Source organism: Paraburkholderia sp. SIMBA_053 (assembly GCF_046534895.1).
In the GTDB taxonomy this organism is placed as follows: Bacteria; Pseudomonadota; Gammaproteobacteria; order Burkholderiales; family Burkholderiaceae; genus Paraburkholderia; species Paraburkholderia caledonica.
This window is the reverse complement of the sequence record NZ_JAWRXU010000009.1, coordinates 243,129-253,743: the sequence shown is the minus strand read 5'-3', so window position 1 is coordinate 253,743 and position 10,615 is coordinate 243,129. Positions and strand designations below refer to the sequence as shown.

The 10,615-nt window shown below is 61.2% G+C and carries 9 protein-coding genes; 6 read left to right on the top strand and 3 right to left on the bottom strand.

Annotation, left to right across the window (positions count from 1 at the left end; genetic code table 11):
- Positions 1 to 214 precede the first annotated feature (214 nt).
- Together SB753_RS24975 and SB753_RS24970 are read right to left on the bottom strand one after the other, a co-directional pair.
- Positions 215 to 1,489: a CaiB/BaiF CoA transferase family protein gene (locus SB753_RS24975; RefSeq protein WP_020068764.1), complete on the bottom strand. Its 1,275-nt coding sequence runs from the start codon at positions 1,487 to 1,489 to the stop codon at positions 215 to 217.
- Complete coding sequence (locus SB753_RS24970) at positions 1,486 to 2,445, bottom strand: hydroxymethylglutaryl-CoA lyase (protein ID WP_410802370.1); 960 nt, start codon at positions 2,443 to 2,445, stop codon at positions 1,486 to 1,488. Before SB753_RS24970 ends, SB753_RS24975 begins: the two co-directional genes overlap by 4 nt.
- A gap of 365 nt (positions 2,446 to 2,810) precedes the next feature.
- On the opposite strand from SB753_RS24970, the gene SB753_RS24965 reads away from it, so the two are divergent.
- The gene (locus tag SB753_RS24965; protein WP_033379624.1) at positions 2,811 to 3,587 is read left to right on the top strand and encodes an IclR family transcriptional regulator; all 777 of its coding nucleotides are present in this window, start codon (positions 2,811 to 2,813) and stop codon (positions 3,585 to 3,587) included.
- A 215-nt stretch (positions 3,588 to 3,802) separates the two neighbouring features.
- Here SB753_RS24965 and SB753_RS24960 read toward each other — a convergent pair whose 3' ends face one another.
- On the bottom strand, positions 3,803 to 4,438 hold the full coding sequence (locus tag SB753_RS24960; RefSeq protein ID WP_410802364.1) for a DJ-1/PfpI family protein: 636 nt from the start codon (positions 4,436 to 4,438) through the stop codon (positions 3,803 to 3,805).
- An 82-nt stretch (positions 4,439 to 4,520) separates the two neighbouring features.
- Here SB753_RS24960 and SB753_RS24955 point away from each other — a divergent pair, with 82 nt between their 5' ends.
- The 5 genes from SB753_RS24955 to SB753_RS24935 all read left to right on the top strand — a co-directional run bounded on the left by SB753_RS24955 (position 4,521) and on the right by SB753_RS24935 (position 10,614).
- On the top strand, positions 4,521 to 5,852 hold the full coding sequence (locus tag SB753_RS24955) for a PLP-dependent aminotransferase family protein (protein WP_410802362.1): 1,332 nt from the start codon (positions 4,521 to 4,523) through the stop codon (positions 5,850 to 5,852).
- A 174-nt stretch (positions 5,853 to 6,026) separates the two neighbouring features.
- Positions 6,027 to 8,399 carry a bifunctional salicylyl-CoA 5-hydroxylase/oxidoreductase gene (locus tag SB753_RS24950; RefSeq protein WP_410802360.1) on the top strand — a complete coding sequence of 791 codons (2,373 nt, stop codon included), beginning with the start codon at positions 6,027 to 6,029 and terminating at the stop codon, positions 8,397 to 8,399.
- A complete protein-coding gene (locus tag SB753_RS24945) occupies positions 8,396 to 9,169 on the top strand; it encodes an SDR family NAD(P)-dependent oxidoreductase (RefSeq protein WP_410802358.1) in 774 nt (257 codons plus the stop codon). The genes SB753_RS24950 and SB753_RS24945 overlap by 4 nt, the downstream gene beginning before the upstream one ends.
- On the top strand, positions 9,166 to 9,738 hold the full coding sequence (locus SB753_RS24940; RefSeq protein ID WP_410802356.1) for a MarR family winged helix-turn-helix transcriptional regulator: 573 nt from the start codon (positions 9,166 to 9,168) through the stop codon (positions 9,736 to 9,738). The genes SB753_RS24945 and SB753_RS24940 overlap by 4 nt, the downstream gene beginning before the upstream one ends.
- A 24-nt stretch (positions 9,739 to 9,762) precedes the next feature.
- Positions 9,763 to 10,614 (top strand): enoyl-CoA hydratase family protein, encoded by an 852-nt coding sequence (locus SB753_RS24935; protein ID WP_410802354.1) that lies wholly within the window; start codon positions 9,763 to 9,765, stop codon positions 10,612 to 10,614.
- Position 10,615 lies beyond the last annotated feature (1 nt).

Genomic DNA, 10,615 nt, shown 5'->3' with positions numbered 1-10,615 from the left:
AGTGATGTTTATGAGCATCAAGGGTGGGTCAATTCTAGATGCAAAAAGTGGGTCAGTTTCCGGCGCAAATCAACACCGCCTGCTGTTCGATCGAACTGGCGTTGAGGCTGTCGGAAACCATGCCGGGGGAAATTGATGTCATTGTCGTCTCCATAACTTCGCCGGTCCGCTGCAAGAATTGGCGCGGCCGGGTGATTTCTTGCGCTCAGCGGCTTCAGGCGCTGGCAAGCTCGTTTGCGGATGGGCTCGCCTGATCGCCCGGCTGCCATTCCTGACATCGGACAACGCCGGCCTCAGCCAACTGCCTCAGATCGTCGGCCGTGTATCCGAGCTCCTCGAGAAGCGCCTGTGTGTTCTGCCCGAGCGCCGGCGGCGCAGCGCGCAAACGCAGCCGTTCGCCGGCAAGGGTCAAGGGCAACAGTGCGGTTCTCGTATTAACAGGCTCTCCGGCTCCGCTTGCGTCCGGCGGCAACGTGACGTCCGCGAGTCCGCCGGTGGCGAGCAGGTGCGGATCGTCAAACAAATCCTGGGGTTTGGTGATCGGGGCGTAAGGCAGCCCAATCCGCTCGAAGATCTGGCTGATCTGCGCCGCGCTGAACCCTTCCATGTGCTTGCGCAACCGGGGCAGCAACCACTCCCGCGCCTGGACTCGCTGGTTGTTGGTGGCGATCCGCTCGTCCGCTTTGAGGTCATCCAGCCCGAGCGCATCGCAGAAGAGCGCCCACTGGGTGTCCGACACCACTGCAAGAAATATCTGTTCTCCATTCTTGACGGAGAACACGTCATAGACGGCCCATGCCGAGATGCGGCTTGGCATCGGCGCAGCGGCTTTGCCAGTGACTGCAAATTGCATCATGTGCTGCGCGACGAGAAACACGTTGTTTTCGAACAGCGCGCTCTGCACTTCCTGACCATGGCCCGTGCGTTCACGCTGAGCGAGTGCGGCCATCGCACCGATGGCGCCGAACATGCCGCCCATGATGTCGTTGACACTCGTCCCGGCGCGCAGCGGACGTCCTTCGGGGCCCGTCATATATGCGAGGCCGCCCATCATTTGCACAACCTCGTCCAGTGCCGTGCGATGGTCGTAAGGCCCCGGGAGAAATCCTTTGTGCGAGACGTAGATAAGGCGTGGATTGAGCTTCGACAGCGCGGCGTAACCAAGTCCCAGCTTGTTCATCGTTCCGGACTTGAAGTTTTCGCTGAAGATGTCGGCGCTGCCTAGCAGCTTGTGCACGATTTCCAGCCCACGTGGATCTTTTACGTCGACTGCGATGCTTTTCTTGTTGCGGTTGAAAGTGCTGAAGAAGCCTGCGCCGGAACCTCGGAGGGCACGCGTGCTGTCGCCAGCAATAGGCTCCACCTTGATCACCTCTGCTCCGAGATCTGCGAGCACCATCCCGCACGTAGGACCCATCACCATGTGGGTCATCTCGATCACACGGACGCCGCTATACGGCAGCGATTGATTTTGCTGCAGATCATTCATTGCGCAACTCCCTTCAGACAGCCGTCGGGCTGCACAGCGCTCGGGCTACGGCCGTCGGCATACTTGAATCCCTTAGGAAGGCCGGCGTCCTGAACGTGTCCGTATAAAGCTTCTTCGGGCAGGGCTTCGCTCAGGATCGAGCGCGCTGCTACGAGAGCATCAATGTCAATCCCGGTGTCGTGTCCCATGGATTCGAGGAGAAACGCGAGGTCTTCGGTCACAATGTTGCCGGTCGCCCCAGGAGCATATGGACATCCGCCAAGACCGGCCTGGCTGGAGTCGATAGTCTTCACCCCCGCCTCGAGTGCCGCCACTACATTGGCCAAGCCTTGCCCGCGTGTGTTGTGAAAGTGGGCACCACCCGCCTTGCTGCCGAACTCACTTTGCAGACGGCGGAACAGACGACCCACCTGCGTAGGGTTCGCGTAGCCGCTGGTATCCGACAGGCCGATTTCATCGACACCGCACTCCGCCATCGCCGCACACATGCGGATCGTCTCATCGTCGCTAACTGCGCCCGCGATCGTGCAGCCGAAGGCCACTGAAACGCCAGCTTCGATTGCAATGCCCGGAAACTCACCATCTCGCAACGCGACGATCTGCCGGACCTCTTCGATCATCTGGCCGGTCGTCTTGCGGATGTTGGCCATCGAATGCTCGTTGGTTACCGATACCGGCAAGGTCACTTTGTGGACACTGGATTCGAACGCCGCCCGGCAACCGCGAAGATTCGGTGCAAGGACGGCAACGTGCAGACCGGGAATAGTCAGGGCGTGTGCCACGACCTCCCGTATGTCAGCCATCTGGGGCAGCAGCCTTGCTGGCACGAACGAACCCACTTCTATTTCTTTCAGCCCCGCTGCGGCGAGTGCCGAGATCCACCGCAACTTCGCCTGCGTTGGCATGATGCTTTTGATGCTCTGAAGGCCGTCGCGCGGACCAACCTCGCTGATCATCACTGGAAAAGAGGGAGAGACATCCACGATATGCTCCTTTTCGTTCTGTCTAAGAGAACGCCGTTCTGTTGTTGAAAACTATACGGTTGAAGCGTAGGCTGATCAAGCGGGTAAACCCGCCGGACTGATCTGTTTAACGGAATATTGTTCTGTTAGACAGAACGATGGCGAGGTATTTAACGCGTTTCTGGATCCATCGATCCGTAGGCACCAATCGAGCCTGCAGGTATGAGGACGGCCCAGCGCCGCTGTTGGCCGTGACTTGCTGCCTGATGGCTCGCAAGGTTTCACCCGTGGCGCTTCCGTAATTGACGCGCGGCAAGCGAGTGTCTAGGATGGTTCTGTCTAACAGAACGGTATTCGGAATGCCCTCGAACGATGACGAAAAAGGCGGCGTGGCGGCACTCGACCGGGCGTTTGCCATTCTCGGAGTTTTCCAACCCGGCGAACGTGCGCTTTCCCTTGCGGAAATCGCTCGACGCACTGGCTTCTACAAAAGCACTATCTTGCGATTGATAGGTTCACTGGAACGTGGCGGTTTTATCCGCAGACTCGAGGACGGCAACTACTCGATTGGTCCTGAACCGCTCAGACTCGCGCAGATATTCCAGGAGTCGTTTCACATCCGCGAGGTCATTGAGCCGGTACTCCGGCAACTTTCTGCGGACTCCGGAGAGACGTCATCGTTCTATGTACGTCAAGGTGACTATCGCGTCGTTTTACATCGGGTCGAGCCGTCGCGGTCGGTACGTGTGTCGATCCGCGAAGGCGAGCGTTTTCCAATCGATCGCGGTGCGTCAGGAAAGATTCTCATCGCGTTTTCGAAACCCTCCCGGGCAAGTCATGATGCCGTGCGCGAAAGGTTGTGGGCTTTGTCTTATGGAGAACGGGATCCAGACACCGCGGCCGTGTCGGCTCCTGTGCTTGGTCCAAATAACGAACTTGCGGGCGCCTTGACATTGTCCGGCCCGAAGGATCGCCTCGGAGCCACTGAGACAATGCGAGCTGCCTGCAACCTGTTGCTGACCGCTGCAGCGAGGGCGACCGCCGCCTTGGGAGGAGATCATCGAATCTTCGCTTATGGAATGGCACTCGCCGCGCAGTTCGACTTTCCGCCGCCCACCGAAGTCCAGAAAGCCTGAGTGTGCGGTGACGGCTTATCGCGCGAAAACGGGTACCGGGGTGGCGATACCGCGTTTATCGTGACTGGCCGTTCCTGGCCGACCACTGCCTGGCGCGATCGCGCGGCCCGTGCCAACTGCCACGTTGGCAATGCTTGCTTATCGTGATCGTCATGGGCACATTGACGCGCAACTATCCGATACCGGATCTGATGAGCGAACCGGTTTGAGGCGGCTCAACTCACCATTGATTGGCGCTGCCGGTCGCCGGTCTCGGCAAGAAACGGTGCGATGTTCGACATCGCGCGCTCGACGTAGATCTCCTTTTCACCCACGGGCGCCACGTAGTGAATCGCGTTGCGCGCAGCCTCAACGCCCTCCAGACGCGCAATCACCCACGCCGCCAGGTATTGCGACGACAAACATCCTCCCGCCGTTGCCACGTTCCGGTTTGCCACGAACGGCCGATCGAGCACTGCGACGCCGGCCTCCTCGACCCACGGCTTCGTGGTTGAGTCCGTACAGGCAGGCACGCCGTCGAGCAGCCCGAGCTTCGCGAGAATCAGCGTCCCCGAGCATTGCGCGCCCAACAGTTGGTGCTGCGGATCGAACGCGAGCCGCGACATCAGCCCCGTATCCGCCGCCACATCCCGCGTCCGGACGCCGCTGCCCACCAGCACGGCCTGCGCGTCCCTTGCCTCCTCCAGCGACGCTTGCGCCTCGACAACCACACCGTTCATCGACCGGACATGCGACGACGGGCTCGCTATCGACACCCGCCAGCCAGGTCTTTTGACCCGATTCAGAATATTGAGCGCAATCAGCGAGTCGAGCTCGTTGAACCCGTCGAAGGTCAGAATGGCGATATGCACGGCTTGCTCGCTGAATAGGGGTGTATTTGCATCGTAGATCCGGGTATCAATACAATCAAATAATTGTCATGGATACATTTCGATGCCCGAGCTCCGCTACAAACATCTCGTCGATCGATTGGCGGCCGAGATCCGCGCAGGCCGGTTGCAGCCCGGAACAAGATTGCCCACCCACCGCGAACTCGCCGCGCGCGAAGGCATCGCGTTGGTGACGGCCACGCGCGTCTACGCCGAGCTTCAGTCGATCGGCCTCGTGAGCGGCGAAACGGGGCGCGGTACGTTCGTGAAAGAGCCGCTGCCCCGTGGCGAAGGGATCGACTTGCATGCGTGGGACGCCGACACCGTCGATCTGAGCTTCAACTATCCGGCGAGTGCCGATCAGGTCGCCTCGTTCAGGACAGCGCTGCGCGACCTCGCGGGCGCCGGCGACCTGGCGGCGCTGCTGCGCTACCAGCCCCACGGCGGCCGCGAGCACCAACGCGCGAGCGTCGCACGCCACCTCGCCGGAGCGGGATTGAGCGCCACGCCCGACACCGTCCTGCTCGTGAGCGGCGCACAGCATGGACTGGCGACGACCACGCTGGCGTTGCTGGAGCCCGGCGACGTGGTGGCCGTGGACTCGCTGACCTATCCGGGATTCAAACTGGCCGCCGAGATCAACCGGCTGGAGCTCGTCGCGGTCCCGGCGGCGGGAAACGGTCCGGACCTCGACGCGCTGGCGGCGCTTTGCAAGCGTCGGCGTGTACGCGCTGTCTACACGATGCCGACGCTGCACAACCCGCTCGGCTGGGTGATGAGCGCGACGCGCCGGCGTGAGCTCGTCGCGATCGCGCGGCGGCACGGACTGCTGATCATCGAGGACGCCGCTTACGCGTTCCTTGTCGAAAACGCGCCACCGCCGCTAGCAACGCTCGCGCCGGAGTTGACCGTGTACGTGTCGAGCCTGTCGAAAAGCGTCGCGACCGGGCTTCGTGTCGGCTTCATTCATGCACCGGCCAGCTTCGTTCCAAAGCTCGAACGAACCATCCGGGCAACCACATGGAACACGCCGGCGACCCTCACGGCGATCGCATGCGGCTGGCTCGAAGACGGCACGGTCGACCTGTTCGCGGCCGACAAACGCCGCGACGCCGCGGTGCGCCAGGCGATGGCCACTCGCTTGCTGAGCGGCGTGAAGCGGATCGGTCATCCGGTCTCATACTTTCTATGGCTTCCGCTTGCCCAGGAAGTGCGCGCGGACGCGATTGCCATGGCCTTGAGGCGCGAGAAGATCGCCGTTTCGACTGCGCACCCGTTCGCCACGTCGCCGCATGTGCCGCACGCCATCCGGCTCGCGCTCGGCTCGGTGGGCTTGACGACGCTCGAGCAGTCGCTGCAGACGGTTGCGCGGGTCATCGCCGATCAGACCTACTGACCGACGACAGCGCGGCGCCGCGCTCGTCACCCCTGCGCGGCCGATCGCGCGTTGCGGCGTCTTACCTGTAGCGGTTGCCAGAACGCCCGGGTAAACGCATCCACACATTTGCTTGACACCTAAACTATCTAGGCCTAAATTAACTCCACGAGCAAGTTCACAGTGGGGAGCAGCATGCGCATTGTCTGTATCGGCGGCGGCCCGGCCGGGCTGTACTTCGGCCTGTTGATGAAAAGCCGCGACCCGGCGCACGAGGTCATCGTCGTGGAGCGCAACCGCCCGTACGATACATTCGGCTGGGGTGTAGTGTTCTCGGATCAGACGCTGGGCAACCTGCGCGCCGCCGACGCCCCCAGCGCAAACGCCATACTCGACGCGTTCAATCATTGGGACGACATCGAAATCAATTTCCGCGGACGCCAGGTGCGTTCGTCCGGCCACGGGTTTTGCGGCATCGGTCGCAAGCGTCTGCTGAACATCTTGCAGGCCCGGTGCGAGGAACTGGGCGTAAAGCTCGTGTTCGAAACGCAGGTCACCGACGACACCGAATATCAGGCCGATCTCATCGTCGCTTGCGACGGAGCGAACAGCGCGATTCGTCAAAAGTACGCGTCGACCTATAAGCCCGACCTGGACATGCGCGATTGCCGCTTCGTCTGGCTCGGCACGCGGAAGCTATTCGACGCTTTCACGTTCGCGTTCGAAGAAACGGAGTTCGGCTGGTTTCAGGCGCACGCCTACCGTTTCGACGATCAGACGTCCACGTTCATTGTCGAAACGCCGGAGCGTGTGTGGCGCGCCGCCGGACTCGACGAAATGAGCAAGGAAGAGAGCATTGCATTCTGCGAAAAACTCTTCGCGAAGTACCTCGACGGCAACGCACTACTGTCGAACGCCGCGCATTTGCGCGGCTCGTCGCAATGGATTCGCTTCCCGCGCGTCGTCAACCAGGAATGGGTGCATTGGCGCAGCAATACCGACGGCACGCAAACGCCAGTCGTGCTGATGGGCGACGCCGCGCACACCGCGCATTTTTCAATTGGCTCGGGTACCAAACTCGCGCTCGAAGATTCGATTGAACTCGCCAACAGCATCGGCGCGCATCCTGGCGATTTGCATGCTGCGTTAAAGCATTACACAGACGTGCGCAGCGTCGACGTATTGCGCATTCAGAACGCCGCCCGCAATTCGACCGAATGGTTCGAACACGTGGACCGCTACACATCGTTCGAGCCGGATCAGTTCGCTTATTCGCTGCTCACGCGCTCGCAGCGCATCTCGCACGAAAATCTGCGCGAGCGCGACGCGCGTTACGTGTCCAGCTTCGAAGATTGGCTCGCACGGCGTTCAGGCGTAGAACGCGCGCCGCAAAAACATTCGATCCCGCCAATGTTCACCCCATTCACGTTGCGCGGCGTCACGTTGAAAAACCGCGTTGTCGTTTCGCCAATGGCGCAGTACTCAGCCGTCGACGGAATCGCGGGCGACTATCATCTGATGCATCTCGGCGCACGCGCAATGGGTGGTGCGGCGCTCGTTATGACCGAGATGACATGCGTGTCGCCCGAGGCGCGCATCACGCCGGGATGCCCCGGCATGTATGCGTCGGAGCACCTCGCCGCATGGAAGCGGATTGTCGATCTCGTACACGGGCAGTCCGACGCCAGGATCGGCATTCAGCTCGGACATTCCGGCGCAAAAGGATCGACGCGCGTGGCTTGGGAAGGCATCGATCAGCCGCTCACCGAAGGCAACTGGCCACTCATCTCGGCATCGCCGCAGCAGTATCTGCCCGGCATCAGCCAGCATTCGCGCGAAGCGACACACGAGGAGCTCCGCGAGATAGAAGCGCAGTTCGTGCGCGCGACGGAAATGTCGGCGGAAGCGGGTTTCGACTGGCTCGAACTGCACTGCGCTCATGGCTATTTCTTATCGAGCTTCCTCTCGCCGCTAACCAACCATCGCACCGATGAATACGGCGGCTCGCTGGAGAACCGGCTGCGTTATCCGCTACAGGTCTTCAAGGCGATTCGCGCAGTGTGGCCGCAGGACAAGCCGATTTCCGTGCGCATTTCAGCGAACGATTGGGTCGAAGGCGGCACCACGCCCGACGACGCCGTGCAGATCGCACGCGCGTTCAAGGCGGCGGGCGCGGACATGATCGACGTCTCGTCGGGCCAGGTCAGCAAGAACGAAAAGCCCGTGTACGGCCGCATGTTTCAGACGCCGTTCGCCGACCGCGTGCGAAACGAAGCCGGCATCGCGACAATTGCGGTGGGCGCGATTTCGGAGGCGGATCACGTGAACAGCATTATCGCGGCCGGTCGCGCCGATCTGTGCGCAATCGCGCGTCCGCATCTCGCGAATCCATCGTGGACTCTGAACGAGGCCGCGAAGATCGGCTACTTCGACGTGACATGGCCGAATCAGTACACCGCCGCAAAGTCGCAACTCGAACGCAATCTGGAACGTGAACGCGCACAGGTTGCGGCAAATGCCGGCCTCTCGGCGCAAGAGCGCGCGCAGCGCGCGGAAGGAACCACGTGAACTCGATTCAATCTCCCCTTGCGGGACAACATGCCGTTGTTACTGGCGGCGGAAGCGGCATCGGCGCGGCCATTGCAGAGGCGCTGCTGCACGCCGGCGCGCGCGTTACGCTGATGGGTCGCAATCCCGAACGGCTAGAGGCTCAGCGTGAAAAATGCCGTGCATGGGGCGACGTTGCATGCATTACCGTCGATGTCACGCAAGAAGAGTCCGTTGCAGAAGCATTCAACGAAGCTGGCGCCGTCGACATACTCATCAACAACGCGGGGCAGGCACAGGCCGCGCCGTTCACGCATACCGACATGACGCTATGGCAGCGCATGCTAAACGTGAACCTCACAGGCGTTTTCCTCGGCACGCGCGCCGTGCTGCCGGGCATGCTCGAACGCAGACATGGGCGCATCGTCAACGTGGCGAGTACAGCGGGACAAATTGGCTACGCGTATGTCGCCGCATATTGCGCGGCGAAGCACGGCGTGATCGGTCTCACGCGCTCTCTCGCGCTCGAAGTTGCCACGAAAGGCGTGACGGTCAACGCCGTTTGCCCCGGCTATACCGAGACCGAACTGCTGCACGCGTCGCTGCAGCAGATCACCAGCAAGACGTCGCGCACGGAGGAGCAGGCTCGCGAAAGCCTGCTTCGCTCCAATCCGCAACATCGCTTTGTGAGTCCAGAACAGGTTGCGAATGCCGTGCTGTGGCTGTGTCAACCGGGTTCCGATGCAATCACGGGGCAATCCGTTTCCATCTCCGGTGGAGAAGTAATGTGACCAGGCCAGCCAACGTCAAGAAGATTGCAGCAAGCGATGCGAAGGCAGCAGAAACGAGAGCGCAGCGCAAAGGCGTTGCGAAGCCTGCGGAGAACGTCGTGGATCTGGAAATGAGCACCGGCGCGGACAGCCACATGGGCTTGCGCTTGTGGCTGCGCATGTTGACCACGACGAACCTCGTGCAAGCCGAATTGCGCAAACGTCTGCGTACCGAATTCGACACTACGTTGCCGCGTTTCGACCTGATGGCCCAACTCGAACGTCATCCAGAAGGACTCAAAATGACGGAACTGTCGCGACGTCTGATGGTGACGGGCGGCAACGTGACCGGCATTACTGATCAACTGGAGAAAGAAGGTTTGGTCTCTCGCGATACCGACCCTAACGACCGCCGCTCAATCAGCGTATGCCTTACTCCCGCAGGCCGCAAAGCGTTCGACAGAATGGCGGTCGCGCATGAGCAATGGGTCGTTGAATTATTTGGCGGACTCAGTCTCGAGGAAAAGTCGCGCACGCACCAGCGGCTCGGCAAATTGAAGAAACATCTGCTGGACAGTTTGAAAGACTAACGCCCAGCGACAGGAGACACGAACATGCCACATTCAAACGCCGACGCGCTGTTGGCCGGAAATCGCCTGACACTCGCAGGTTACGAAGCGCAGCACTTCGGCTGGTCGGTCGCGAACAAAGTCGCGACCATTACGTTGAGCCGGCCGGAGCGCAAAAATCCGCTTACCTTCGAATCGTATGCCGAGCTGCGCGATCTGTTTCGCCAGCTCACGTATGCGACCGATGTGAAGGCCGTTGTGATCCACGGCGCGGGCGAAAACTTCTGCTCGGGCGGCGACGTGCACGACATCATCGCACCGCTGATCGACCTGCCGATGCCTGAACTGCTCCTCTTCACACGCATGACGGGCGACCTCGTCAAAGCCATGCGCCATTGTCCACAGCCGGTGATTGCAGCGGTCGACGGCGTTTGCGCCGGCGCGGGCGCGATTCTCGCGATGGCCTCGGACATGCGTCTCGGCACTGCACGCAGCAGGCTCGCGTTTCTGTTTTCGCGCGTCGGCCTGGCGGGTTGCGATATGGGCGCGTGCTCGATCCTGCCGCGCATCATCGGTCAAGGGCGTGCCGCCGAACTGCTCTTCACGGGGCGCTCTGCCAGCGGCGACGAAGGCTACGCATGGGGCTTCTATAACCGGCTTTGCGAGCCTTCTGCACTTCTTGAGGACGCGCAACAGCTCGCCGCCGATCTCGTCGCCGGTCCGACATTCGCGCACGGCATCACGAAGAAGATGCTGCACCAGGAATGGAGCATGAGCATCGACGAAGCGATCGAATCCGAAGCACAGGCTCAAGCCATTTGCATGAGTACTCGCGATTTCGGGCGCGCTTATCAGGCGTTCGCCGCGAAGTCGCGCCCCGTCTTCGAGGGAGACTGAG

Excerpts from the sequence above, each read along its gene's own strand:
- SB753_RS24975 (WP_020068764.1), bottom strand. The coding sequence starts at position 1,489 with ATGAATGATCTGCAGCAAAATCAATCGCTGCCGTATAGCGGCGTCCGT.
- SB753_RS24950 (WP_410802360.1), top strand. The coding sequence starts at position 6,027 with ATGCGCATTGTCTGTATCGGCGGCGGCCCGGCCGGGCTGTACTTCGGC.
- SB753_RS24955 (WP_410802362.1), top strand. The coding sequence starts at position 4,521 with ATGCCCGAGCTCCGCTACAAACATCTCGTCGATCGATTGGCGGCCGAG.
- SB753_RS24935 (WP_410802354.1), top strand. The coding sequence starts at position 9,763 with ATGCCACATTCAAACGCCGACGCGCTGTTGGCCGGAAATCGCCTGACA.
- SB753_RS24965 (WP_033379624.1), top strand. The coding sequence starts at position 2,811 with ATGCCCTCGAACGATGACGAAAAAGGCGGCGTGGCGGCACTCGACCGG.
- SB753_RS24970 (WP_410802370.1), bottom strand. The coding sequence starts at position 2,445 with ATGATCAGCGAGGTTGGTCCGCGCGACGGCCTTCAGAGCATCAAAAGC.